Genomic DNA, 26809 nt, shown 5'->3' on the forward strand with positions numbered 1-26809 from the left:
TCTATTACACGCTAAAACTGTCTTTTGTAATTCGTGCTTTGTAGGAGTACCGACTTGCGGGATAAACCATCTCTACATACTCCATCGGTTTGCGTTCCACGGATAATGTGACGCGAGTACAACTTAATACGACGTCATCAGCAGTCAGTTCCAGTAATTGACGTTCAAGGGGCGAGGGAAGCCGGGCAGAGATAACTTCCGTTGCTTCTAAAGGTTTAATTGCGAGTTTTTCTTCCAGTAAAATATAGAGCGAACCCGTCGCCAGCAGCTCTTCCTGAGTTATTTTTTGTCCGTCATTTAACGCAAGCCATGATGTCTGAATACCTAGAGGTGTACTTCCCATATAGCGAACGCGTTTTATACAGAATACAGTATGGACATGGATATCCAGGTCGAGATTTTTTCTGATAACATCACTGACAGGAATATAGCCTATTTCAATAATATTCTGTGCTGGAATACCACCGCGAGCTTTAATATCGTCGGTAAAGCTATGCAATAAATGATTCTCTCTACTACGAGAAGGTAATACAAATGTCCCTTGCCCGTGGACACTATGCAGGTAGCCGCGTTGTTTAAGGCTTTCTATTGCCTTTCGAATGGTTGTTCTGCTACTTAAATAATGTTCTGACAATTCTCTTTCTGTCGGTATAGCTTTGCCTTCTTTCCATTCACCGTTATCTATTTTTCTCTTTATTTCATCAAATATTTCACGATGCTTTAGCTGACCTTTACTGGCTTTATAAATTTTCATCATGACAAAGCCTCATTTCAAGTGGTTGATACCAACTCTACATTCTTTAACTTTTATTACGCATGGTGCTTGTTCACTATCTGTGACATGAAACAGAAAAAACCACATTTATTAATAAAAATCATGCAGTTAAATTAAATTGGTTTTTATGTGATACTGCTCAATATTAACTCAGTGGTTTGTTGTGGTATCTACCAATGCATTTATTCTCACTCGTAAAGTTATGTGCTGAATGAGTTCCGATACATTTGTTTTTAATATAATTTCACGTGATCAATGAGTGCTGTGTATGAAACTGACAATAAATGAAAAGATAGGTTTTGGCGCCGGTGATATGGCTATTGCGATAGTAATGATGTCTTTAGCTATGATCATCACTTATTTTTACACGGATGTATTTGGTCTGAAACCCGTCGACTTAGGTGTTCTGTTATTTTCTGTACGTATCCTTGATGCTGTGATTGATCCTGTTGTGGGAACAATGACAGACAGAACGAATACACGTTGGGGAAAATATCGGCCGTGGTTGCTTTTTATGTCAATACCGTTTGGGATAAGCATTTGGTTGATGTTCACCACACCTGATACCGATTATTCAGTTAAGCTTTTATGGGCCTGGGCTACCTATGTGTTACTTACCTTGACCTATACGTTAATCGCTATTCCTTATGTTTCATTAATCAGCGTTATCACGGATGATCCACAAGAGCGATTGAGCGCCAATGGTTATCGTTTTGTTATGACAAAAATTGCCATGTTCGCCGTAACAATTATTGTTCCTTTATCTGCAATGTATCTTGGGAAGGATAACGTACAACTGGGTTATCAAATAGCAATGGGGGCAATGGGTATTCTGGCAACGTGTTTATGCCTGTATTGTTTTTTTAGCGTGAGAGAGCGCATCTACCATCCAAAACCCAGCCTCGGTATGGCCGCGCAGTTTCGGTTACTGATCAAAAATGATCAATGGCTCATTTTGGGCGTTGTAATTGCGATCATTATGTTTGGCGGGATTATTCGTAACTCTGTAGCTGCATATTATGCAAAATATTACCTGAATGGTGGGGATGCTTTAATTTCACCGTTTTTAACTTCAGGCGTGATCGCCTCTGTTCTGGCTATGATCGCTTGCACCTGGCTTACTCGTCTCTATGACAAAATAAAAATATTTCGTTATACCCAATTACTGGCGTTCGTGGTGGGTGGTGCGATGTATTTCGTGCAACCAAATTCTATAGTGTTAGCTTTTACATTTTATATTGTGGTGACCTTCCTGACGGATATCCAGCTTCCCATTTATTGGGCATCCATTGCTGAGTCGGTGGATTACGGTGAAATGAAAACGGGGCAACGTGTTTCTGGACTGGCATTTGGCGGGATTCTCTTTTTTCAAAAGTTTGGTATGGGACTGGCGGGGGGCTTTATCGGAATCGCTTTAGCGTTTATGGACTATCAGCCTGGCGTTGAACAAACATCACAGGCGCTGTGGGGAATCTGCTTATTAATGACGATCATTCCCGCGATACTTAACCTGATTACCGGACTTATCATGCGATTTTATCTGATTAATAATGAATATTACGAACAGATTAAAGTACGTTTACAGCCTAAAAATATATGAAAATTTAATATATTGAATTTCTATGGTAGATCTGATGGGCGTAGCGCATCAGGCAATTTGGAGTTTGTCATCAGTCTCAGCCCGGTAAACATACCGGGCTTTTTTGATCAAAATTCCATTTTCACCGTGAATTGCACTTCACGCGGATCGCCAATCTGATTCCCCAGATTATTTGTGGCGATGGAAGAGGTGTAATACGTTTTATCAAACAGGTTTTTGACGTTTAATTGCAGTGTGACCGGATACTGCAATTTCATTTTGTATGCGGCGAAGGCATCGGCAACAAAATAGCCTGGCAGATAATAGTCAGCCCCATTGGTTGCCGAACGACGGCTTACGCCATGTCCGCCACCGCCAAACGTCAGTGTGTTATTGCCTGGCATGTTATGAATATCATAGGTCAGGAATAGCGAACCGGTATGACGAGGAACATTCGGCAATGGTTTTCCTGCATAATCAGGATCTTCCAGAACCTTAGCATCGGTATAGCCGTAGCTGGCAATGATATTAATGTTTTCAGTTAATGCTCCCGCAAGGTCGACTTCTACCCCTCTTGAACGAACGCGGCCTGCCGTTTTGGCGATGGTTTCATCACCAATACTTTCGGTATACAACACGTTACGTTTATGGATATCAAACAGCGCAATATCTGCGGTTATACCATCGAACAGCTCGAATTTTGCCCCGACTTCGTAAGCATTAGATGATTCCGGTGGAAGATCGCCGATGTAGCTGGCAATTGACGATTGCGGCATAAATGTTTGCGAATAATTAGCAAATAAGGATACCGATGGCGTCAGTTTGTAGACTAACCCCAGTTTGGGCGTCCATTGTTCATCGCGGCTGTCAGTATTGACATTAAAAGGACGGCCTTTACCCGCATATTGCGTGTAATACTGATAGCGGATCCCGGCGACGGCAATCCAGTTATCGGTCAGATAGAGTGCGTCCTGTGCATAAGCTGAGTAGCTCTCCTGTTTGATCGTCTGATCACTGTCCGACGCCGAGACAGTTGTGCATTTGCTGGTATTGCCGTAAACAGGGTTGTAGATATTGAAATCTTTAGCGTTTTTACAGCGAATCATATCTGTGCGCAGAAGATCATAATATTCATATGACACCCCACCCAGAATCTCATTATAGAACCCAGCAATATCAACATTCCCTTGCAGATCCGCACGAGTAGAATGCATACGCTGTGTAGATCCCTGAGTTGCATCAACACGCCGTGTCAGCGTTCCTGTCGTTGCATCATACGCGGTAACACGAGCCTGATTATCGCTGTATTTATCCTGGCTGTAGCTGTAATCAAAGCGCGCTGTCCACTGGCTATTGAGATGATATTCTGCGTTGAGTTGCGCCAGATCGGACTGACCATCTGTAATATTAAACGGTTCGTCGAAACGTATTTTTCGATCAACGTTTACGGGCTGTTTCGTCGTAAGGTCGAAAATCGTTCCACGATCGAACGGCGTTTTATAATCCCGATGTGAATAGAGCATGGTTACTGTTGCATTATCACCAAACCAGGTGAGTGATGGGGCAATAAATGTGCTGCGCTCTTTACCGAAATTCCGCCAGTAATCTTCATCCTGCACTTCCCCCGTCAGGCGGTATGCCAGCTGAGTGCCTTCAATGGGACCTGTGATATCCAGTTGCCCAGTGCCTCCGCCAAAACTGGAGGACGTGGCTGAGACAGTACCATGGAATGTTTTTTCCGGGCGCTTTGTCACGACGTTAATCAGTCCGCCAGGATCAAGAATGCCATACAGCGTGGAGGCCGGACCTTTTAGCACTTCCACACGTTCTGTTGCAGCGTTGAAGCTGCGAGGAAGTACGGTTCGCAGACCGTTGGTCATGATGGAGCCATCCCGGTTAGCACCAAACCCACGACGTACAAAGGCGTCCTGAGTTCCGCCTAATGTATTGGTCTGTACCACGTTACTGACGTTATAAAGCGCCTCATCCAGCGTCGTCGCATTCTGATTTTCCAGAACCTGATCGCTAACCGTATTGACCACCTGCGGGATATCCAGCATCGGCATATCGGTTAATGTCGCCGTGGAGGTGCTCAGAGGTTGATAACCATCGGTCGCCTCAGTTGCGGTATTTGCATCCGCTGTAACAGTGATTGTTTCGCCATCTTTGGTCGTTGCAGTGTCGGTTGCATGAATCATCGGTGCTGCAAAGAGCAGTGAAAAGAGCGCCCGACCTTTGATTCCTGAAAATGAAGGTGTGAACTTAGCCATTTAGTCTGTTATCCCAAAAACTCACGGATTGTCGTGAGTGAAAATTGTTTCTTGTTGCTCACTAAGCACTATCCGTTTGTTATTTCGCCATCGGATATGTAATTGAGAATCATTCAATCATGCGGTAATGTAGTAGTAAATGAGAAATAACAAAAAATTGCTACATGTGTTTTTATGAGAGGTTAATGCAATTCAATTGATGGTAATTTATTAATATTTAATGGTTTTATTTTTATCTTTAAAAATATTTCACCTGTTATTTACCTTGTTTTTGTATGGCTTTTAACTTCTTGACTACTACATTATGTGGCGTCAAACTCTCAAAAGAGAATGAGTTTTATTTTTGTTTGTCTTTGATTAAGTTGGCGTACACGTGGCACATAACGCAAAAGGGCAGGGGCTGATCCTCGACAATGTTTCTGCCGGGTATCACAAGAAAATCATTGTTGATGGTGTTTCTTTCTCCGTTCCCACAGAAAAAATGACCGTTCTGGTTGGGGCAAACGGCTGTGGAAAGTCGACGTTGCTCAGCACCATTGCACGTATCTTGCAACCTATGGGCGGCTCAATATTGCTGGATGGTAAAGCGATTCACGAGCAACCAACGAAAGCGTTATCCCGTAGACTTGGGATCTTGCCGCAGTCGCCATTATTGCCGGAGGGCTTAACCGTTTATGAACTGGTGTCGCGTGGGCGTTTTCCCTGGCAGAATTTCATACGTCAATGGAGCGACGCCGACGAGCAGGCGGTAGAAGAGGCCCTGAAATTAACCGGTACGCAGGAGTTTGCACATTTACCGGTTGAAAAACTCTCTGGTGGGCAGCGCCAGCGTTGCTGGATTGCGATGGTGTTGGCGCAAAAGACGCCTTATATCCTGCTGGATGAACCCACAACCTGGCTTGATTTACGTTATCAGGTTGAAATTCTTGAGTTATTACATGACTTAACGCGTCATCACGGGCGTACAGTCGTCGTGGTGTTGCATGATCTGAATTTTGCCGTCAATTATGGCGATACGTTGATATTTTTACGCCAGGGGAAAGTGGTGCGTGTGTTGAATGAGGGGGAGCATTGCACACCTGAGCTGGTAAAAGCTGTCTTTGACGTTGATGTTCACGCATCAATAAATCCTCTGACGGGAAAGCCGTTCTTCATGCCGTTTCGTGGTGTAGAAAAAGTATGATGCGCACAGGGCTGGTTACTGTAATTTTCCTCGCCTTACTGCTGGTGGGATGCGTGGTATATCCAGGGATTGGTGCCCGATTTATTGCACCACAAACGGTGTTGCAGGCATTTCTTCATTTTGATCCGCAAAACTTCGATCACAACGTAATTGTAAGACTCCGTTTGCCGCGTTTAGCGGCAGCATTGCTTACCGGTGCTTCTCTTGGTGTTGCCGGTGCTTTGTTGCAGGCTGTCATTCGTAACCCATTGGGGGAGCCACATATTTTAGGCTTAAATGCCGGAGCCGCTCTTGCTGTCGTTGCCGCCAGTGCGCTTGGACTGGCCTTTCCGGTTGGACGCCCACTGCTGGCATCTACGGGGGGCGCGTTATTGTTCCTGTTGATATTGCTGCTTTCCTCCGCAGGGCGTTCAGGGTTAACGCCAATGAAAGTTACTTTATGCGGCGTGGCGCTATCGGCGTTCGTGTCCTCAATAACGGCTGCAATCCTGATTCTTGACGAACAAACGCTGCTGGCGATGCGGACATGGCTAGCAGGTGATTTAGCAGGGCAGGATTGGGCGACGCTGGGTACGTCCGGCTGGTTTTCTCTGGGGGGATTTGTGTTAGCCCTTTACCTTGCGCCCTCTCTTAACATGTTGGCACTGGGCGATCGCATGGCGCAGGGGCTGGGCGTCTCGGTACTGCGCACGCGAACATTCACCCTGCTTGCGATCGCGTTGCTCTGTGGCGCAGCCGTATCGATTGCTGGCCCCATTGGTTTTGTCGGCCTGTTGGTACCGCAGATTGTCCGGCGTCTGGTATCAGCGGATCTGCGCGTTCTGCTCCCTCTTTCAGCCTGTGTCGGTGCCTTACTGCTATTACTGGCAGATATTATTGCCCGGACGCTTTTCACGCCCCATGAGTTAGCGACCGGTGTCATGACGGCGTTAGTTGGTGCGCCTGTTTTTGTCATTATGGCGACGAGGATGTTCAAATGAGTCGGATAATGAACGTCGGGCTACGCCCACTACGTGTTGGTAAGTTTTCGACACTGGTACGCCCTAAAAATCTGGTGTTGCTTGGTGGGCTGTTTCTGTTTGCGGTTGGAATACTGATATTCGGTCTGATGCATGGCTCTTTCTCCGTCCCGGCATCGGAAGTAGGACGAGCATTGTTCTCTCCAGAAAACGTAAGCACAGACGCACGTTACATTGTGCAGGATATTCGCTTGCCGAGAGTCATCATGGCATTGCTATGCGGAGCTATGTTAGGTATGGCGGGGGCCGCGATGCAATCCATTGCGCGTAACGGCCTTGCCGATCCCGGTTTAATCGGCGTCAAAGAAGGATGTAGCGTGGCGGTGCTGTGGCTGATTTTCCAGTTTCCAATGCTGGGAATGTTCTGGCGTCCAGTGGCTGGTCTTGCTGGTGGCTTGTTGGTGGCTTTAATCGTGATTTTTTGCGCGCGCGATATTTCCCGTCCGCGATTTGTTCTGATTGGCATTGGTGTTTCCTGGTTTTTCGCCGCCGGTATCGGTGTATTTATGACCACTGCAGATGTTCGAGATGTACAAACTGCATTGATGTGGCTATCGGGAAGCCTGCATGCAGCTAACTGGATGTTAGTCGGTATTTCAGCCTGTTGGATGTTGCCAGCCGCTCTTTTATTGCTGTTCACCGCCCGGACGGCGGATATCGCTCTGCTTGGTCATCAGGTTGCAACCGGGTTAGGGGTGAATAGTTCTCGTCTGGCGTTGTTACGTGTCGCCGCACCAATAATCCTGACAGCCGTCTGCGTTTCGTGTGTTGGTAACATCGGTTTTGTCGGATTGATAGCACCCCATATATCACGTTTTATTCTACGTGGCGGGCAGACGACATTACTGCTGGGGAGCGCCGTATCGGGGGCGTTGTTAGTTATCCTGGCGGATAGCATTGGTCGTTTGGCTTTTTTGCCTTTGCAACTGCCTGCCGGAATCATTATTTCATTGATTGGTGGACCATTCTTTTTGTTACTGCTCTGGCAGCGCAGGAACAGTTTTTAACGGGAGTTATATGCGTTTATTTTTTTCTCTGCTGATACTGTTGTCATTCTTTGCCCGCGCGACAGAACCTGTTCAGGTCTTTACTGATGATTTAGGGCGCAAAGTCACTGTTCCTGCTCATCCAAAGAGAATTGTCTCTTTACACGATCTTGATATCACTATTCCTCTGATTGAGCTCGGTGTACCACCTGTCGCCAGCCACGGGCGAACCCGGCCTGACGGTAGCCATTTCATTCGATCTGGCGCGTTATTGACAGGTGTCGACTTTGATAATTCATCGATCGCTTTTATTGGCACCGCTGATATTGATATTGAAGCGATTGTGGCGGCAAAGCCTGACCTGATCATCACAGAACCGACCCGTAATACGCCCATTGAACAACTGGAAAAAATTGCGCCCACGGTGAGCATTGATCATCTCAAAGGGGGCGCGCCAGAAATCTACCGCAAGCTGGCAGAACTTACAGGAACGCAGTCGCAGCTGGCGATACTTGAACGCCGCTATCAGGCACAAATCAATGCGCTGAAGGCGACGCTGGACAGCCAAAAAATAACGGTATCGGTGATTCAGGCAAATCAGGGAAAAATTAATGTGATGCATAGCTATCATTCGCTGGGGCGGGTATTACGCGATGCTGGTTTTCGCTTTCCGCCGCTGATTGAGAGCATTCCTGAAGGTGGACGAATGGATGTGAGCGCGGAGCGTTTACCTGAACTGGATGCCGATTTTGTTTTTGCAACCTGGCGCGGTGACACCGGTGGTAAACCTCAGGATGAGCTGGCAGCAATGGAAAAAGTCATGCCGGGATGGTGTCAGTTTCTGACGGCCTGTCGTTCCGGGCGCTATGTGCTGATTTCTCGTGAAGAGGCGATTTCTAACTCCTTTGCATCTCTGGGGCTAATGGCTGCGCAGATACAATCACAAATTGCGGGACGACCTCTACCGGAGGCTAAATGATCCAGAAAGACAAAACGCGGGTTGATATTTATGGTGAGCGTTTTCGCACTCGTGCGAGTCAGTTAACGCCTGGGTTAAGAGCTGTCGCCAGCTACATTAATGAGCATCGTGAAGTGGTACTCGAGCAAACGGCGATGGAAATTGCGGCCACGTTGAACACTTCCGATGCCACAGTTATCAGGGCTATACAGGCCCTGGGGTTTGCCGGGCTGCGAGATCTGAAACGCACTCTGGAACAGTGGCTTGGTCCAGCCCTTAGTTCCAGCGAAAAGATGTCTACGACGGTGAGTAACTTGACGAGCGATGTTAACACCGCAATCGACTTTGTTCTTGAAGGGCATTTGTATACCTGTAATGTCCTGTCAGAGCCTGAAAACCGCCACGCGCTTGCGCAAGCGGTAGCGTTGTTGGTGCAGGCACGGCAAGTCGCAATTTTTGGCATTGGCGCTTCGGGTATTCTGGCGGACTATACCGCACGACTATTCAACCGCATAGGCTTGCCAGCCACGGCGCTAAACCGTACGGGTATTGGCCTTGCCGAGCAACTGATCGCGCTTCAACGTGGCGATGTTCTGATCATGATGGCGCAAAAATCTGCGCACCGGGAAGGACTGACAACGCTGCGTGAAGCGAGACGGCTGGGGATCCCTGTTATTTTGCTGACAAACGCGCTGGATTCACGTTTTAGCAAAGACGCCAGTATCGTGATTCATGTTCCGCGCGGGGATGAAAAGGGGAAAACGCCGCTACATGGTACGGTATTGTTGTGCCTGGAAATGATTGTCTGGTCGGTGGCTTCCGCGATGCCGCAGCGTGCGGTTAAAACCATTAAGCGAATTAACGATTTCCATCGGGGGTTGAAAACGGGAAGAAAGAATGGCTAATCTGACCTGAGGCCGGTAGCAAAACCGGCCTCTTTTCAGGAATGTTAAATCCCCGGTTGCAGGATGCGGATATTCATCTCCAGCACGTCGCCTTTTACGGCTTCGCTGTACGCTTTCATGTGCGGGGTCTGCAAGTGCGCTTCAAGATGCGCGATGCTTTCCCACTGCTCAATCATCACGATAGAGTCCGGCGCCATAGACTGGAAACTCACGCCAGCAGCGCAATCCACCATCGGCGCATAGCCGTGGCAACCTTCTTCCTTCAGTACGGTTGGAACGATTTTAGCAAACTGATCCAATACCGCCTGACGGTGATGTTGACCAGGACGAGTACGGATTTCTGCGATTACTGTAATCATGGTTAACTCCTTCTAAAGCCAGAGCCCTAGTTAACCAAAAATCTCTACAAGATGCTTGCGATATTCTTCAGTATAGCGGGGAACATCAGGCATTTTTATCACATCATTAGCGATAAATGTCGGCAGCGGTTCCATACCCAGGAATTGGTTTGCTTTATGGAACGGCAGATACACGCCGTCAACGCCAACGCCGTGGAAGAATTGGTCTTTTTCGGTGAAGGCTTCCATTGGTGCGTTCCAGGTCAGGGAAAGCATATATTTTTTGCCCTGTACCAGGCCGCCAGAACCGTATTTTTTTGACGGATCTTTGCGGGTACGACCATCGCTGGCATACAGCGTGCCGTGACCTTCGGTGAACACATCATCGATATATTTCTTCACCGTCCACGGTGCGCCCATCCACCAACCTGGCATCTGCCAGATCACCACATTAGCCCAGAGAAAGTTTTGTACTTCGGCTTTGACATCGTAGTCGCTCTCGGCGCGAACGATGCGGACATCATGCCCGAGGTCGCGCAGCGTGCCATCCGCGACTTCGGTCAGGGTGTCGTTCAGTTGACCATTGGAGTGGGCGAATTTTTTCGCGCCGTTGATAATCAGGATGTTGCTCATTTTTTATCCTCAAGGTGAGACGTTTGCCGACTATAGTACGTCACAGAGCGGTATGGTGAAATTAGCAAAATGTGCAAAGTCTTTTGCGAATTTAGCAAAAATCTGTTCTTGCTCTGACTCACCGATGCAGGATAAATATTTTCTGAAAATGACAATACTGATAGCAATTTCTCATAATTCCCACTAGCACAGGATTAATTTACAACGTTGGTTCGGATTTTCTGCGAGTTGATAATTATGGTATTGGATAAGTAAAAATGAAAATATCAGCGTGTGGCGTAGATAATTCTAAATAGATTTACGGGAGGGCATCGGAAATCAGAGCGCAGACTGGACTTTTTTAGAGAGTACTAACTTATGTTAAAACAGAAAATTAAAACAATATTTGAAGCTCTGTTATATATAATGCTTGTTTATTGGTTAGCAGATACATTTTTTGCATTCAATAAATATGACTGGATGCTTGAATCGGGAGACAATATTTGCAATATACCTTCCGTATCAGGCGAAGAACGTATATTACAAGCAGTGATAGCCGCGTTTTTTCTTCTGACGCCATTTATTATTATCATCTTAAGAAAACTCTTTGTGCGGGAAATGTTCGAGTTTTGGTTATATGTAATCTCTCTCGTTATTTGTCTGGTTTGTGGTTGGTGGCTTTTTTGGGGACGACTTATATTTTGCTATTAATAAAATCTATGAGAGTCGTTTTAACGGCTCTCATAGACATAGGCGTTACCAGCTCACCTTCGCCTCAAATCCACCTTGTTCCGCATTCCCAAACACAACATTCATGCCATGCAATTTGGCGATTCGCTGGACAATCGATAGCCCAAGCCCGCTGCCGGTAGCGGTTTGTCCGGGTGGGCGGTAGAAACGTTCACCAATTCGCGCCAGTGCCTCTGGTGTCACACCGGGGCCGTTGTCTCTTACGGTGAAATTATCTGCATTTAGAGTGACGTCCACCACGCTGCCCTGTGGACTGTAACGTACTGCGTTATCCAGCAGATTTCGTACCAGTAGACTTAGTAATAGCGGTTGTCCGGTGCGTTTGATGCCGTGGGCATTGAGCGTCAGCCGCACGTCAATTTTCGCCTGCTGCGCTGTATGGTAAATATCCATCACCGACGATTGCAGGAGGTCTTCAAGCGGGATCTCCGCGACGTCCTGAAGGTTATCCAGTGAGTCGAGCCGCGACAGGGTGAGCAACTGATCAACCAGGCGGGTAGCGCGATCGATCCCCGAATGTAATTGCATTAGTGCTTTTTTCCGTGCCTGTGGATCATCATCGGAAAGCTGTGCGACTTCGGTTTGTACTTTCAGTGCTGTTAACGGGCTACGCAGTTCGTGAGCTGCATCAGAGGTAAAGCGGCGCTCACGGACCATCATCGCATGTGTGCGGGCGAACAGTTGATTCAACGACTCGACCAGTGGACTTACTTCGCTGGGTACGCCAGTAGTATTGAGTGGTTTTTCCGAGTCAGGGTCACGCATACGTAGCGCCAGCGCCAGTTTGTTCAGCGGTGCGAGTTCACGCCCCAGTAGTACCATCATGATGATTAACATAATGGGCAGGGCGATAAGCCACGGGATCAGTTGTCCGATGACAATCGCCAGCGCCATGTCTTCACGGTATTCCCATTCCTGACCTACAACGATGCGGTATTTACCATCAGACGACGTCATCCAGACAAAACGCCAGGGATCATCTTCATCTACCAGTTGACCGTTAGTAAATCCTTCACGTTGATAGCTGTAGGGAATGTCTTTTCCGTTATCGCCATCATTGAGCACCATTTTGCCGTCGTGGGTAAAGATGGCAAAGGTCAACGCATCGTCATCCACATGACCATGTTTTAATTTATTTGGTGTCCGTGCCATGCGATCCGCAGCGTTAATCTCGTTGAGATCGAGCGTACTTAACCGTTTGGCAAACAGCATCAGTTGGGTGTCGAACAGTTCATCGACGTTATCCGTTGTTTGCTTCCAGGCGACAAAGCTGGAAAGCAGCCAGGTCACCGAGGCCAGAATTAAAAAGATTAGCGTCAGCCTGACTCGCAGACTAAGACGTTGGGTAAATTTCATTTCTCACCTAATGTGTAGCCTATACCGTGAACGGTACGAATAAAGTCACTGCCAAGTTTGCGCCGCAGATGATGCACATGCACTTCAACGGCATTGCTGGTGACCTCTTCGTCCCAGGTATACAGTTTTTCTTCAATCAGTTTGCGTGGCAGTACCCGACCAGCGTTACGCATCAGTAATTCCAACAGGGCAAATTCTTTTGGTTTCAGCGTTAAGGGTTCGCCAGCCAGCGTGGCGATACGTTTGCCGGGGTCGAGCATGACGTTACCGTGGCGCAGCTCGTTGCTGGCCTGGCCGTTGGTTCGGCGCATCAGAGCTTCCAGCCTGGCAGCGACTTCTATCAACGCAAAAGGTTTGCATAGATAATCGTCGGCTCCCAGGCGCAAACCTTCCACGCGTTCGGCCAGAGCGTCGCGAGCGGTGAGAATCAGTACCGGTTCACGCTGACCTTTACTCCGCCACTCGCGTAAAATATCGCGGCCATCCATTCCCGGTAAGGTTAAATCCAGAATTACCGCGTCGTAAGGTGCGCTATAGAGCGCCTCTTTTCCCTGACGACCTTCCGTAAACCAGTCGACGCTAAAACCCATCTTACTCAGACCTGTTTTGATGCCATCGCCAATCAGCATGTCATCTTCTATCAGTAAAATTCGCATCTTTTCATCCCTGCGATAACTGTATTTGTTGCAAGTAAACCGTGTTGTAACGTGCTCTGTACAGCCCTAAATTTTCTTTTTTTTCCTTAAGAAGTTGTTAAGGACTATCTTGTTTAATGCTCGGAAACAGACATTAAAGGGAGTAACAAACATGAAAAAATTCGCAGCAGCAATTGCAGTAATGGCCCTGTGCAGCGCACCGGTAATGGCAGCAGAGCAGGGTGGTTTTTCTGGCCCATCGGCAACACAAAGTCAGACCGGAGGATTCCAGGGGCCGAACGGCAGCGTAACTAACGTAGAAAACGCGAAATCTCTGCGTGACGACACCTGGGTAACTCTGCGTGGCAATATCGTTGAGCGCATCTCTGACGATCTGTATCTGTTCAAAGATGCCAGCGGCACCATCAATGTAGATATCGACCACAAACGCTGGAACGGTGTAACGGTAACGCCGAAAGATACGGTTGAGATTCAGGGCGAAGTGGATAAAGACTGGAACTCTGTTGAAATTGACGTTAAACAGATTCGTAAAGTGAATCCGTAATTGTTACCGCTCCCGGGACGCGTTCCCGGGAATAATTTCGCAGGGAGGCAAAATGACAAACCTGACACTGGATGTAAACATTATCGATTTCCCATCAATCCCTGTGGCGATGTTGCCACATCGCTGTAGCCCTGAGTTGCTTAACTACAGCGTGGCAAAATTTATCATGTGGCGCAAAGAGACGGGGCTTTCTCCTGTTAACCAAAGCCAGACATTTGGTGTTGCCTGGGACGACCCTGCAAGCACCGCGCCGGAAGCGTTTCGCTTTGATATCTGCGGCAGCGTTAGCGAAGCGATTCCGGAGAATCGTTATGGCGTGAGTAATAGTGAGCTTGATGGAGGACGTTATGCCGTGGCTCGTCACGTTGGCGAACTGGACGATATTTCGCGCACGGTATGGGGCATCATTCGTCAGTGGCTGCCTGAAAGCGGCGAGAAAATGCGTAAAGCACCAATTCTGTTTCATTACACCAACCTGGGCGAAGGAATGGTAGAGCAGCAATTGAAAACGGATGTTTATGTGCCGTTGGTGTGATGGGGAATCTTGTGAGCCAAATGTGCCTTTGTGCTTGATAAATGGGTGGTTAACGAAAAGATTACTGCTCGCAAAAATTCTAAGTACCGCGATGCAGAGCATACCGTTTTGCAGCAGGTCGAGTATCTGGCGCTGGATAATTCGGTCACTGGCTATAACCGCTATCGCGCGGGAGAGGTCGATCTGACCTGGGTTCCGGCGCAGCAAATTCCTGCTATCGAAAAATCGTTGCCAGGCGAGTTGCAGATTATCCCGCGTCTGAACAGCGAATATTACAACTTCAATATGCAGAAAACGCCGTTTGACGACGTGCGTGTACGGCGGGCGTTATATTTGACGGTCGACAGACAGTTAATCGCGCAAAAGGTACTTGGGCTGCGAACCCCTGCAACGACGTTGACGCCGCCAGAAGTTGAAGGCTTTAACGCGCCGACGTTCGATGAACTGCAACAGCCAATGAGTGAGCGCGTGGCGACGGCAAAAGCATTGCTGAAACAGGCGGGATACGACGCCTCTCACCCGCTACGCTTTGAACTGTTCTACAACAAATACGATCTGCATGAGAAAACGGCGATAGCCTTGTCTTCCGAATGGAAAAAATGGCTTGGCGCACAGGTGACGCTGCGCACGATGGAGTGGAAAACGTATCTTGATGCCCGGCGTAGCGGTGATTTCATGTTGTCGCGGCAGTCGTGGGATGCGACGTATAATGATGCTTCCACCTTCCTGAACACGCTTAAAAGCGATAGTGAAGAGAACGTCGGTCACTGGAAAAACACGCAGTATGACGCGTTATTGAATCAGGCGGCGCAAACCACCGATGCGGGGAAACGTAATGCGCTGTATCAACAGGCTGAGGCCATTATCAACCAGCAGGCTCCGCTCATTCCCATCTACTATCAACCGCTGATCAAACTGCTTAAACCCTACGTTGGCGGTTTCCCGCTGCATAATCCTCAGGATTATGTCTACAGCAAAGAGTTGTATATCAAGGCACATTGATGCCTTTATCGCCGCCGGAGCACGTCCGGCGGCGCTAATGACGCTGATCTCCTGTGACTCGACGCGGCAGATAATGTAGTATCTCCAGCAATATTGCCCCTTTGAAGGCTGGCGAATAAGTTGAGGAATCAGAATTAATGAGCGATATGGCAGAGCGCCTTGCGCTGCATGAGTTTACGGAGAACGCCTACTTAAACTACTCCATGTACGTGATCATGGACCGTGCGTTGCCGTTTATTGGTGATGGTCTGAAACCCGTTCAACGCCGCATTGTGTATGCGATGTCAGAACTGGGCCTGAATGCGACCGCCAAATTTAAAAAGTCGGCTCGTACTGTCGGTGACGTACTGGGTAAATACCATCCGCATGGCGACAGCGCCTGCTATGAAGCGATGGTGCTGATGGCGCAGCCATTCTCTTACCGTTATCCGCTGGTGGACGGGCAGGGGAACTGGGGGGCGCCGGACGATCCGAAATCGTTCGCAGCAATGCGTTACACCGAATCCCGCCTGTCGAAATATTCCGAGCTTTTATTAAGTGAACTGGGGCAAGGAACGGCGGATTGGGTGCCAAACTTCGATGGCACGTTGCAAGAGCCGAAAATGCTCCCCGCCCGCTTGCCGAATATTTTACTTAACGGCACCACCGGCATTGCCGTCGGCATGGCGACGGATATTCCGCCGCACAACCTGCGTGAAGTCGCGCAGGCGGCAATCGCCTTAATTGAGCAGCCCAATACCACGCTCGACCAGTTACTGGATATCGTGCAGGGGCCGGACTACCCGACCGAAGCGGAAATCATTACCTCGCGTGCCGAGATCCGCAAAATCTACGAGAACGGTCGCGGTTCTGTGCGTATGCGCGCGGTGTGGAAGAAAGAAGATGGCGCGGTGGTTATCAGCGCACTACCGCATCAGGTTTCTGGCGCGCGCGTGCTGGAGCAGATTGCTGCGCAAATGCGCAACAAGAAGCTGCCGATGGTTGACGATCTGCGCGATGAATCTGACCACGAGAACCCGACCCGTCTGGTGATCGTGCCGCGTTCCAACCGCGTGGATATGGAGCAGGTGATGAATCACCTCTTCGCCACCACCGATCTGGAAAAGAGCTATCGTATTAACCTTAATATGATCGGTCTGGATGGGCGTCCGGCGGTGAAAAACCTGCGGGAAATCCTCTGTGAATGGCTGGTGTTTCGTCGTGATACCGTACGCCGCCGTCTGAACTATCGTCTGGAGAAAGTCCTCAAGCGCCTGCATATCCTCGAAGGTTTGCTGGTGGCGTTTCTCAACATCGACGAAGTGATTGAGATCATTCGTAATGAAGATGAACCGAAACCGGCGCTGATGTCGCGCTTCGGCATTACGGAAACTCAGGCGGAAGCGATTCTCGAACTGAAACTGCGTCACCTCGCCAAACTGGAAGAGATGAAGATTCGCGGTGAGCAGAACGAGCTGGAAAAAGAGCGCGATCAGTTGCAGGGCATTCTGGCTTCCGAGCGCAAAATGAATAACCTGCTGAAGAAAGAGCTACAGGCCGACGCACAAGCGTATGGCGACGATCGCCGTTCGCCGCTGCAGGAACGCGAAGAAGCGAAAGCGATGAGCGAGCACGACATGCTGCCGTCTGAGCCGGTTACCATTGTGTTGTCGCAGATGGGCTGGGTGCGTAGTGCCAAAGGTCATGATATCGACGCCCCAGGTCTGAACTACAAAGCAGGTGATAGTTTCAAAGCTGCGGTGAAAGGCAAGAGTAACCAGCCTGTGGTGTTTGTAGACTCTACCGGACGCAGCTACGCCATCGACCCCATTACGCTGCCTTCAGCGCGTGGTCAGGGCGAACCGCTCACCGGTAAACTGACGTTGCCGCCAGGTGCTACCGTTGATCACATGCTAATGGAAAGCGACGATCAGAAACTGTTGATGGCTTCCGATGCAGGTTACGGATTCGTCTGTACCTTTAACGATCTGGTGGCGCGTAACCGTGCAGGTAAAGCACTGATTACTCTGCCAGAAAACGCGCATGTTATGCCGCCAGTGGTGATTCAGGATCCTTCCGATATGTTGCTGGCGATTACTCTGGCTGGACGTATGCTGATGTTCCCGGTCAGTGAACTCCCACAACTGTCGAAGGGTAAAGGCAACAAGATCATTAACATCCCGTCGGCAGAAGCCGCTCGTGGCGAGGATGGTCTTGCACATCTATATGTCCTGCCCCCACAAAGTACGCTGACGATTCATGTCGGGAAACGCAAAATTAAACTGCGCCCGGAAGAGTTGCTGAAAGTGGCCGGTGAGCGTGGCCGTCGCGGCACCTTGATGCGTGGTTTACAGCGTATCGACCGCGTCGAGATTGACGCTCCGCGACGCGCTGACAGCGAAGAGTAAAATGCAGGAGAGGGCCGTACCTTCTCCTGTCAAAAAGGTGAACCGGATGAAACGTTGAAGTCGTCATCCGGTGCCGCATTTAGTCTGTATAAACAATAAAAATTCCCTTGAAACCGTTGTTTATTCATGCGTTGCGATTAACAATACGTTTTTCCAGAGAGCGGCTTTTAACAATGCCCTAACCTGATTTCAGGTGACGTACAATGCCAGTCTCTCAGATCTTCAGAGGGTGTTATGCTATATATCTTTCGTCTTATTATTACCGTTATTTACAGCATCTTAGTCTGTGTATTCGGCTCCATTTACTGCCTTTTCAGCCCGCGTAATCCGAAGCATGTGGCTACCTTCGGGCATATGTTTGGTCGTCTTGCGCCGCTGTATGGCCTGAAGGTCGAATGTCGCAAACCTGCTGATGCCGAAAGCTACGGTAATGCTATCTATATTGCTAACCATCAGAACAACTATGACATGGTGACGGCATCAAATATCGTGCAGCCGCCGACAGTCACTGTAGGTAAAAAGAGTTTGCTGTGGATCCCCTTCTTTGGGCAGTTGTACTGGTTAACCGGTAACTTATTGATCGACAGAAACAACCGTACTAAGGCACACGGCACTATCGCGGAAGTGGTGAATCACTTCAAAAAACGCCGTATTTCCATCTGGATGTTCCCGGAAGGTACCCGCAGTCGTGGTCGCGGCCTGCTACCGTTCAAGACCGGAGCATTTCACGCGGCAATTGCAGCAGGTGTGCCGATTATTCCCGTGTGTGTTTCCACGACTTCGAATAAGATTAATCTTAACCGACTGAATAATGGTTTAGTGATCGTAGAAATGCTGCCGCCAATTGATGTCAGTCAATATGGTAAAGATCAGGTTCGCGAGCTGGCGGCCCATTGTCGTTCGATAATGGAACAAAAAATCGCCGAGCTCGATAAAGAAGTCGCAGAACGCGAAGCCGCCGGAAAAGTTTAAGTCGGCAATCTGTATTTTTGCGGGAACACTTTCCTGCACGGTATTACTTTAGCCAGTTTTACATGGAGCAAATATGTCACTCAGTCGGCGTCAGTTCATTCAGGCATCGGGGATTGCACTTTGTGCAGGCGCTGTTCCCCTGAAGGCCAGCGCAGCCGGGCAACAGCAACCGCTACCCGTTCCGCCGCTGCTTGAATCTCGCCGTGGGCAACCGCTGTTTATGACTGTACAACGTGCGCACTGGTCATTTACGCCAGGAACGCGCGCGTCGGTCTGGGGAATCAATGGCCGTTACCTGGGGCCGACTATCCGCGTCTGGAAGGGCGACGATGTTAAGCTTATTTACAGCAACCGCCTGACAGAAAATGTCTCAATGACGGTGGCCGGGCTACAGGTACCTGGCCCGCTGATGGGCGGTCCGGCACGGATGATGTCGCCTAATGCTGACTGGGCGCCCGTACTGCCTATTCGCCAGAACGCCGCGACCTTGTGGTATCACGCCAATACCCCCAACCGCACGGCTCAGCAGGTCTATAACGGCCTTGCCGGGATGTGGCTGGTGGAAGATGAAGTCAGCAAGTCGCTGCCTATTCCCAACCATTATGGTGTGGATGATTTTCCGGTCATTATCCAGGATAAACGGCTGGATAACTTTGGTACGCCAGAATACAACGAACCGGGAAGCGGCGGCTTTGTTGGTGATACGCTGCTGGTTAACGGTGTACAAAGCCCGTACGTTGAAGTCTCGCGTGGTTGGGTGCGCTTGCGACTGCTGAACGCGTCGAACTCTCGTCGCTATCAACTACAGATGAGTGACGGACGTCCATTGCATGTAATTTCAGGCGATCAGGGATTCCTGCCAGCTCCTGTATCGGTGAAGCAACTTTCGCTGGCACCGGGCGAGCGTCGTGAGATTCTGGTGGATATGAGCAACGGTGATGAAGTGTCGATCACCTGTGGCGAAGCGGCGAGTATTGTTGATCGTATTCGTGGCTTCTTTGAGCCATCCAGCATTCTGGTTTCTACGCTGGTGCTAACGCTGCGCCCAACTGGGCTACTGCCGCTGGTCACTGACAGCCTGCCGATGCGCCTGTTGCCGACTGAAATTATGTCCGGTTCACCGATTCGTAGTCGTGATATTAGCCTGGGTGACGATCCTGGTATCAATGGGAAGTTGTGGGACGTCAACCGTATTGATGTCACCGCGCAGCAAGGAACGTGGGAGCGCTGGACCGTACGAGCAGATGAACCGCAAGCGTTCCATATTGAAGGCGTGATGTTCCAGATCCGCAACGTTAACGGCGCAATGCCGTTCCCGGAAGACAGAGGCTGGAAAGATACCGTTTGGGTCGACGGACAAGTGGAGCTGCTTGTCTATTTCGGTCAGCCTTCCTGGGCGCACTTCCCGTTCTACTTTAATAGCCAGACGCTGGAAATGGCCGATCGCGGCTCGATAGGGCAGCTGTTGGTCAATCCGATACCGTAATGGACCAATTAAATCTCCTGGCGATATGCAGTCACGGTGAGGAAAGACGTAAACAGACGGGTCTGAATCATTCAGGCCCGTCTGTTTGTCAGGTTGAAAATAATCCTGGCAGCATCAGACTAAGCTGCGGGAAATAACAAATCATTGCCATTACTACAAACAATGCCAGAAACATCGGCAGTAATGGTTTTATTGCCCTGTCGATACTGACCTTACCAATGCTGCACCCCACAAACAGAATGGTGCCGACAGGTGGTGTGCAAAGGCCAATGGTTAAGTTGAAAACCATAATTATGCCGAAGTGAATGGGATCAATCCCCAGATGTTGGGCGATCGGCAGGAAAATAGGTGTAAATATCAGGATCGCCGGCGTGATATCCATAAAGGTACCGACGATCAACAGAATAATATTAATAATAAATAGAATGACCCATTTGTTATCCGAAACACTGGTAATCAGTTCGTTGATCAACTCAGGAACATCAGCATTCGTCATGGCCCATGACATCCCCATAGAGCAGCCTACCAGCAACAGAACAATTGAACTGGTTACTACGGAGTCTAACAGGATATCATTGAGTTTCTTGATGGTGATTTCCCGGTAAATCATTGCCAGGGCTAAACTATAAATTACCGCTATTGCCGACGCTTCTGTGGGCGTGAATACCCCTGCGATAATACCGCCAATAATGATAAAAATAAGCATCAGGCTGGGAATTGATTCGCGGAATACCTGCAAAAACTGACGAAAATTGATGCGTTCGGCCACCGGATAATGGTTACGTCGCGCATAAAGTGCCGCCACAAACATTAAAGCAACAGCGGTGAGAATGCCTGGCAAGTATCCGGCTAAGAACAACGCAGCAACAGAAGTCCCTCCGCTGGCGAGTGAATAGACAATCAACACATTGCTCGGTGGGATCATCAGGCCAATAGGTGCAGAGGCAATATTAACCGCCGCAGAGAACGCCGGATCATAGCCCTCTTTTTCCTGCAGTGGTGACATAATGCCACCTACCGCGGCGGCTGACGCAACGGCTGAACCTGAAATCGCACCAAACAGTGTATTCGCGAGGATATTACAATGAGCCAGTGAGCCGGGAAGACGCCCAACTAATGCTTGCGCCAGGTTAACCAATCGTCGGGCGATGCCACCGGTATTCATAATGTTTCCGGCTAATACGAAGAAGGGAATGGCTAATAGCGTAAAGCCATCCAGGCCTACAGTCATCTTTTGCGAAATAACCGAAATGGCGGCATCTGGAGGTAAGGCAGTAATAATAGATAACAGTGAAGAAAGGCCAATGGCAAAAGTAATTGGCACACCTATTGCCAGCATGACGGCAAAACTACCAAATAAAATTAAGATGGGGTAGATATATTCAAAGTCCATACATCCCTCGTTAATGAGAATTCCATTTTCTATAGTTATCGATAATATTCATCACTGAATACCAGACTAGAATAAAACCACTGACAGGCATAACCCAATAGACTTTATCCATCGGCCATTTTAATACAGGGGAAATTTGTCCAACATGTTGGGCCTTTTCAACAACAATATTTCCGCCATAGATCATGAAAATAACTGCAAAGACGGTAATGATAATTTGGATAAAACTGTCAAGTGTCAGAACAGATGCCGTAGGAAGTTTCTGCGCCAATAAGTCAATAGCCAGATGTTTTTTTAAACCGGCTGTATATACACCGCCTAATAAAATCATCCACATAAATAAAATTTGGGTAAATTCATCAAGCACGGTGCTGGGAGCATTAAAAATAAAACGAGCAATAACTTGCCAGGTTACGCAGAACACCATAATGGCAAGAATGATGCTGCAACATCCGGAAAGGATCTTGTTAAGAATATGAGTGAGTGTTCGCATAAGTCTTCCATGAAAGGGCAGGAATTACCTGCCCATTAAGGTTACATACTTTCTACTTGCTCAAGGTTTTTAGCCGATTGTGCATCTTTCGCCTTGAATTCATCGTATAGCGGTTTTACGCGTTCTTTGAAAGCGGATTTATCAACATCAACCACTGTTGCGTTCATCTCTTTCATTTTGTCGTAGGCTTCTTTTTCAGCCGCAGGCCAGATGACATCTTTCATTTGCATCGTGGACTCATCGGCTGCCTTTAATAATGCCGTACGCTCTTTGTCGCCAAGTTTATTCAACACATTGGTGCTGATAATTAACACATCAGGCACCATGGTGTGTTCATCACGTGAATAGACTTTTGCTACCTCGGCGTGACGCATATCGGCATAGACAACGGTATTGTTTTCCCCGCCATCAACCACGCCTTGCTGAAGGGCGGTATAGAGTTCACCCTGGGCCATAGGTGTGGCGACACCGCCAAGTGCTTTCATCATTGCAATGGCGCTGGGGCTTTGCTGAACCCTGATTTTCATTCCTGCTAAATCTTCAGGCTTAGTAATTGGTTTATTGGCGTAAAAACTTCTCGCTCCGCCGTCATAATATGTGATACCGACGAAGCCTTTGCTTTCTGATGATTTGAGTATTTTTTTACCTAAATCACTTTGCAGAACGCGATAATAATGATCACGGTCACGGAATAAGAAAGGCAGGCTGAAAAGACTGTAATCCGGGGCGAAAGATTCCAGTGACGCAGCATTCACTTTCACCATCTGCAATGCGCCAGAGTTCATTAGTTCCAGTGATTCGCGCTCGTTACCCAATGTCGCATTTGGGTAAATACGAATAACTAGTTCACCATTAGAATATTCTTTGGTTTTATCAGCTAAATAGCTTAATGCTTTATGGACAGCATGGCTTTTATCCTGATTATGACTGAGTTTTAATGTTGTTTTTGCCAGTGTGGTATTGGAAATTAATAAACAACTGGTCAACAGCATAAGCGATGCCGTCAGAGGACGAAGTGCTTTCATATCCTGCTCCTGGTTAATATAACAGAAACGATAAATACAACGCTTTTCTATCGTTAGAATAAAAAGAGATTATTAATTCTCTGTCAGATAATGGAAAATCCCTGCCGGAACGGGAATACCTTCCTGCTGACATTTTTCTTTATAGTGCATTTGTGGATCGTTCGGTGCTAATACTTTTTCAACGCCGGGAACCGGTTTAACGGCATGAAGTTCCGTGACCATTTGCGCCATAGTTTCAGCAAAAACAGGATTGCCGAGCTTTTTCGGATCGATGGCAATAACCAAACTTGCCAGCTTACGCATCTTGTCATAATCGCCATACATGCGAACAATATGGTTACCAAAATTCGCATTCATCAGCACGCCAGTCAGTGCATCTATAGCCAGCGCAATGCCTGAACCTTTGTGCTGACCGAAAGGTAACAGGTTTTCAATTTTATGCGGATCAGTGGTGCCATTACCGTCTTTATCTATCGCCAGTCCTTCACCAATATGTTTTCCGGTTTCCTTTGCATGAAGTATTTTGCCGAAAGCCGTGGCACTGGTCGCCATATCAACAATCATCGGATGGCTGTTTTCCACCGGAAAGCCAAAGGCGATGGGGTTCGTTCCCAAAAAGCGTCCGGCACCGCCATGAGGCGCTACGCAGGTATCGGTTTGCGTCATTACGATAGCAATCAATTCTTGGTTGGTGACCATCTCTGCAAAATAAGATAACGCGCCACAGTGAGAGGCGTTTTTAACGCTAACAAACCCAAGACCTTCTTCCTGGGCCAGTTTGATGGCGTGCTCTGTGGCACTAATTAATGCTGAATGCCCCATCCCGTCATCAGAGTCGAGAATGGCCACTGACGGTGATATTTGCTCAATACTAAATTGCGCGGTTTTATTTAACCCTCCGGCAGCAAGGCGAGTGCAATAATGTTCGACACGCATAACACCGTGAGAATGCACACCGGTAATATCGGCATGTACTAAAACATCCGTAACTTGTTGTGCGGTGTTAGTATCCAGCCCGGCAGTATATAATTTGTGGTGTACCAGTGATTTTAAATTTGCTTCACCGACATAAACAGTTGTCATCTTTGTTCCCTTAAAAAGTGATCACACCCTTGACCATATTTTTATTTTCTACAACGTTACGCTGGTAATCTTCGCCAACACTAAAGAAATCAAACTCCTGATTTTTCATTAAGTTTTCGTGAATTTTATTGCTGCGCATCAGTTCAATTACCAATGCGAAATCTTCCCGTGTGGCATTACGACTGCTGAGTAACGTTGTCTCTTTTTTGTGGAAGGTTGGATCGTCAATAACGAGCTCACCGATATACAAACCGATGAAAACAATTTTGCCGCCATGACGAATAAGATTTACATCCTGACTCATCGAGGCTTTATTTCCCGTAGCATCCAGTACTACGCAAGCCAGTTCGCCGCCAAAAGCCTCACGAAGCGCGGTAATAAAATCTTCCTGTGTGGGATCGAAGGCATTAATAGCAAGATTATCCACAACGTGCTGGCGACGTTGACTATCAATATCAGCAACAACAACCTGTGCCCCTTTAGCCCGAGCGATGGATGCGGTAGCCAGACCGATTGGCCCGGCGCCAATCACCAGTACGTTTTGTGCAGCCTTGATCTCAGCCCGACGAACGGCATGTGCTCCAATGGCGAAGCATTCAACCAATGCGCCGGCGCTGTCGCTGACCTCGTCAGGGAGCGGCACAAGATTGTCTTCACGTACCGCAAGATACTCACTAAAACCCCCATCCTGATGCACGCCATATAGCGAAACACGTTCACAGCAGTTTGTTTTTTCTTCCCGACAGGCGGCGCACTCACCACATGGAATGCATGGGATAACGGAATAGCGCTGGCCTGATTGTGCAATCTGGCACTGACTGCCTGGCGAAACCGCTTCGGCGCATATTTCATGACCTAATACACGTGGGTAGCTAAAAAAAGGCTGTCTCCCGGCAAATGCGTGAATATCAGTACCACAAATACCCACAGCTTTGATTTTTAATAGCACTTCATTATCTGCTGGTGTGGGAATATCCTTTTCCACATATTCCATAACGCCAGGCTGCTGACAAATTAATGTTTTCATTTTTGCTTATCCGATAATAACTGGCTGATGGTGGCCTTGATGCCTTTGTTTTTTATATTCGCAAAAGCGATTTTTATTTCATTTATAAATGGTTGATGATTGCTTAATTCACCAAATATGGCGCTAAGGTGCAGTAATGCGAGCGCCTGTTGCCATGCGTCTTGTTGTTCCTTTATTAGCGCCTGAAATTGTTCACTCATTGGATCAGCGATAGACTGGCTTTTCTCAACAGCTTCAATGACATAATGCAACCAACCAGCAACGAGCAGTGACAGAACAGCATTGTTTTGCTTTTGCTGATGCAATTTCAGCCAGGGAGTCAGCGCACGCTGGGGAAGCTTTTGCGAACCGTCCATAGCGATTTGCCCGGTACGGTGTGCAACATTACGGTTGCTAAAGCGTTCAATTAACAGGTCGGCGTATTCCTGGACGTCGATATTTAAATCAGGATTAAGTGTTCGGGCTTGTTCATTGATCATCAGATGGCGGGTAATGGAACGAAAATTAGCGTCTTCCATGCATTGCCAGATAAATTCATAGCCTGCCAGTGAGCCGTTATAAGCCAGAAATGAATGGCTACCGTTTAACATGCGTAACTTCATCTCTTCATAAGGCTGAACATTGCTGACAAACATCGCGCCTGCTTTATCCCATTGTGGTCGCCCGTGAACAAAATTATCTTCGATCACCCACTGACGAAATGATTCGCAGACAATCCCGCAGGGATCGGCATAACCGGTTTTAGTTTCCAGTAAGGCGAATTGCGATTCGGTCATTGCCGGAACAATGCGATCTACCATCGTGCCTGGAAATGAGACATTTTCTTCGATCCACTGAGCCAGGGGCTGATCCAGTTGTCGGGCAAAACCGAGAACGGCATTTCGCGTCAGATGCCCATTGTCTGGCAAGTTGTCGCAGGAGAGCACGCTAAAAGCGGCGAGTCCTGCCGCTTTACGTTGTTGCAAAGCACAGACGATCAAGCCAATAGCCGACTGAGGCGCATCCGGGTTTTGTAGATCGTGTTTGATTAATCCATTGGTGAGATCAAGTGATCGCGTTTGCGAATCGAGGCAATAGCCTTTCTCGGTGATGGTTAATGAAACGATTTTTACCTGAGGTTCAGTCAATTTCTGGATTGCTGCGGTAATGCCATCCACGGGGGTATGAATACCGCCAGTCACCGAACGCACAAGGCGTGAGGTAGATTGCGATGCAGACGTTTCCACCACCGAAAACAGCCCATTTTGCGCATTTAAGTTTTCAATCAGTTGAGCATCACCAAACAGGTTGATCTCAAAGATCCCCCAGCGGGTGTCCGAGAGCTGATTAGTGAGATCCGTGTAGACAGCCTGGTGTCCGCGATGAAACGCGCCAAAACCAATATGGACAATATCTGCCTGTAACCTGTCCCGAGGCCAGATGGTTACCTGATCATAGTTGGCGACAGCGATGCTTTCGTTCCCTGACATTATGCT

Annotated in this window: 24 protein-coding genes and 1 pseudogene; 13 read left to right on the forward strand and 12 right to left on the reverse strand. The window is 48.2% G+C overall.

Annotated elements, in window-relative coordinates:
* Positions 1–4: 4 nt before the first annotated feature.
* Complete coding sequence (locus FFT88_RS16835; RefSeq protein WP_135403943.1) at positions 5–757, reverse strand: GntR family transcriptional regulator; 753 nt, start codon at positions 755–757, stop codon at positions 5–7.
* 286 nt (positions 758–1043) lie between these two features.
* Between FFT88_RS16835 and FFT88_RS16845 the strand changes: the two genes are divergently transcribed.
* Positions 1044–2375: an MFS transporter gene (locus FFT88_RS16845; RefSeq protein WP_135403944.1), complete on the forward strand. Its 1332-nt coding sequence runs from the start codon at positions 1044–1046 to the stop codon at positions 2373–2375.
* 107 nt (positions 2376–2482) lie between these two features.
* Here FFT88_RS16845 and FFT88_RS16850 read toward each other — a convergent pair whose 3' ends face one another.
* Positions 2483–4624, reverse strand: a complete 2142-nt coding sequence (locus tag FFT88_RS16850; RefSeq protein ID WP_135403945.1) for a TonB-dependent siderophore receptor — start codon at positions 4622–4624, stop codon at positions 2483–2485.
* A 373-nt stretch (positions 4625–4997) separates the two neighbouring features.
* Here FFT88_RS16850 and FFT88_RS16855 point away from each other — a divergent pair, with 373 nt between their 5' ends.
* Genes FFT88_RS16855 through FFT88_RS16875 form a run of 5 tightly spaced genes read left to right on the forward strand, consistent with a single transcriptional unit; the run spans position 4998 to position 9675 of the window.
* Positions 4998–5807, forward strand: a complete 810-nt coding sequence (locus FFT88_RS16855) for an ABC transporter ATP-binding protein (protein ID WP_000940874.1) — start codon at positions 4998–5000, stop codon at positions 5805–5807.
* Entirely contained in the window at positions 5804–6787 is a 984-nt protein-coding gene (locus FFT88_RS16860; RefSeq protein WP_135403946.1) for an iron ABC transporter permease, read from the forward strand. Before FFT88_RS16855 ends, FFT88_RS16860 begins: the two co-directional genes overlap by 4 nt.
* An 8-nt stretch (positions 6788–6795) precedes the next feature.
* Positions 6796–7833, forward strand: a complete 1038-nt coding sequence (locus FFT88_RS16865) for an iron ABC transporter permease (protein WP_032144454.1) — start codon at positions 6796–6798, stop codon at positions 7831–7833.
* Between the two features lie 10 nt (positions 7834–7843).
* Complete coding sequence (locus FFT88_RS16870; protein ID WP_001305988.1) at positions 7844–8791, forward strand: iron-siderophore ABC transporter substrate-binding protein; 948 nt, start codon at positions 7844–7846, stop codon at positions 8789–8791.
* Positions 8788–9675, forward strand: coding sequence for a MurR/RpiR family transcriptional regulator (locus FFT88_RS16875; RefSeq protein ID WP_000614953.1), 888 nt, complete (start codon positions 8788–8790; stop codon positions 9673–9675). The genes FFT88_RS16870 and FFT88_RS16875 overlap by 4 nt, the downstream gene beginning before the upstream one ends.
* Positions 9676–9719: 44 nt before the next feature.
* Here the strand turns inward: FFT88_RS16875 and FFT88_RS16880 are convergent, their stop codons facing one another.
* Both FFT88_RS16880 and mdaB read right to left on the reverse strand, forming a co-directional pair.
* Positions 9720–10034 carry a putative quinol monooxygenase gene (locus tag FFT88_RS16880; RefSeq protein WP_000633737.1) on the reverse strand — a complete coding sequence of 105 codons (315 nt, stop codon included), beginning with the start codon at positions 10032–10034 and terminating at the stop codon, positions 9720–9722.
* Positions 10035–10064: 30 nt separating this feature from the next.
* Positions 10065–10646: an NADPH:quinone oxidoreductase MdaB gene (gene mdaB / locus FFT88_RS16885; protein ID WP_135403947.1), complete on the reverse strand. Its 582-nt coding sequence runs from the start codon at positions 10644–10646 to the stop codon at positions 10065–10067.
* A gap of 357 nt (positions 10647–11003) precedes the next feature.
* Here mdaB and FFT88_RS16895 point away from each other — a divergent pair, with 357 nt between their 5' ends.
* On the forward strand, positions 11004–11336 hold the full coding sequence (locus FFT88_RS16895; protein WP_135403948.1) for a DUF2645 family protein: 333 nt from the start codon (positions 11004–11006) through the stop codon (positions 11334–11336).
* A gap of 45 nt (positions 11337–11381) precedes the next feature.
* On the opposite strand, the gene qseC is transcribed toward FFT88_RS16895, so the two are convergent.
* Together qseC and qseB are read right to left on the reverse strand one after the other, a co-directional pair.
* On the reverse strand, positions 11382–12731 hold the full coding sequence (gene qseC / locus FFT88_RS16900; RefSeq protein WP_135403949.1) for a quorum sensing histidine kinase QseC: 1350 nt from the start codon (positions 12729–12731) through the stop codon (positions 11382–11384).
* A complete protein-coding gene (gene qseB, locus FFT88_RS16905; protein ID WP_130223937.1) occupies positions 12728–13387 on the reverse strand; it encodes a quorum sensing response regulator transcription factor QseB in 660 nt (219 codons plus the stop codon). The genes qseC and qseB overlap by 4 nt, the downstream gene beginning before the upstream one ends.
* A gap of 151 nt (positions 13388–13538) precedes the next feature.
* Between qseB and ygiW the strand changes: the two genes are divergently transcribed.
* The 6 genes and pseudogenes from ygiW (at position 13539) to ftsP (ending at position 20313) form a co-directional block, all read left to right on the forward strand.
* The gene (ygiW, locus tag FFT88_RS16910) at positions 13539–13931 is read left to right on the forward strand and encodes an OB fold stress tolerance protein YgiW (RefSeq protein ID WP_096251400.1); all 393 of its coding nucleotides are present in this window, start codon (positions 13539–13541) and stop codon (positions 13929–13931) included.
* Positions 13932–13983: 52 nt separating this feature from the next.
* Positions 13984–14466: a GyrI-like domain-containing protein gene (locus FFT88_RS16915; protein WP_135403950.1), complete on the forward strand. Its 483-nt coding sequence runs from the start codon at positions 13984–13986 to the stop codon at positions 14464–14466.
* Positions 14467–14490: 24 nt separating this feature from the next.
* A pseudogene (locus FFT88_RS16920) lies at positions 14491–15468 on the forward strand (ABC transporter substrate-binding protein); the annotation flags it as partial.
* Positions 15469–15605: 137 nt separating this feature from the next.
* Positions 15606–17855 carry a DNA topoisomerase IV subunit A gene (gene parC, locus FFT88_RS16925; protein ID WP_135403951.1) on the forward strand — a complete coding sequence of 750 codons (2250 nt, stop codon included), beginning with the start codon at positions 15606–15608 and terminating at the stop codon, positions 17853–17855.
* Between the two features lie 234 nt (positions 17856–18089).
* Positions 18090–18827: a 1-acylglycerol-3-phosphate O-acyltransferase gene (gene plsC, locus FFT88_RS16930; RefSeq protein WP_000965725.1), complete on the forward strand. Its 738-nt coding sequence runs from the start codon at positions 18090–18092 to the stop codon at positions 18825–18827.
* A 73-nt stretch (positions 18828–18900) separates the two neighbouring features.
* Positions 18901–20313, forward strand: a complete 1413-nt coding sequence (gene ftsP / locus FFT88_RS16935; RefSeq protein ID WP_135403952.1) for a cell division protein FtsP — start codon at positions 18901–18903, stop codon at positions 20311–20313.
* 88 nt (positions 20314–20401) lie between these two features.
* Here the strand turns inward: ftsP and FFT88_RS16940 are convergent, their stop codons facing one another.
* The 6 genes from FFT88_RS16940 to FFT88_RS16965 form a co-directional block, all read right to left on the reverse strand.
* Complete coding sequence (locus FFT88_RS16940) at positions 20402–21706, reverse strand: TRAP transporter large permease subunit (protein ID WP_135403953.1); 1305 nt, start codon at positions 21704–21706, stop codon at positions 20402–20404.
* A 10-nt stretch (positions 21707–21716) separates the two neighbouring features.
* Positions 21717–22199, reverse strand: coding sequence for a TRAP transporter small permease (locus tag FFT88_RS16945; RefSeq protein ID WP_130223951.1), 483 nt, complete (start codon positions 22197–22199; stop codon positions 21717–21719).
* A gap of 41 nt (positions 22200–22240) precedes the next feature.
* Complete coding sequence (locus FFT88_RS16950; RefSeq protein WP_135403954.1) at positions 22241–23224, reverse strand: TRAP transporter substrate-binding protein; 984 nt, start codon at positions 23222–23224, stop codon at positions 22241–22243.
* Between the two features lie 72 nt (positions 23225–23296).
* The gene (locus FFT88_RS16955) at positions 23297–24307 is read right to left on the reverse strand and encodes an Ldh family oxidoreductase (protein WP_135403955.1); all 1011 of its coding nucleotides are present in this window, start codon (positions 24305–24307) and stop codon (positions 23297–23299) included.
* A gap of 10 nt (positions 24308–24317) precedes the next feature.
* Positions 24318–25334, reverse strand: a complete 1017-nt coding sequence (locus FFT88_RS16960; protein WP_135403956.1) for a zinc-binding alcohol dehydrogenase family protein — start codon at positions 25332–25334, stop codon at positions 24318–24320.
* Complete coding sequence (locus FFT88_RS16965; protein ID WP_135403957.1) at positions 25331–26803, reverse strand: mannitol dehydrogenase family protein; 1473 nt, start codon at positions 26801–26803, stop codon at positions 25331–25333. The genes FFT88_RS16960 and FFT88_RS16965 overlap by 4 nt, the downstream gene beginning before the upstream one ends.
* Between the last annotated feature and the right edge of the window lie 6 nt (positions 26804–26809).

Origin of the sequence: Escherichia sp. E4930 (genome assembly GCF_005845405.1) — a bacterium.
Lineage (GTDB): Bacteria > Pseudomonadota > Gammaproteobacteria > Enterobacterales > Enterobacteriaceae > Escherichia.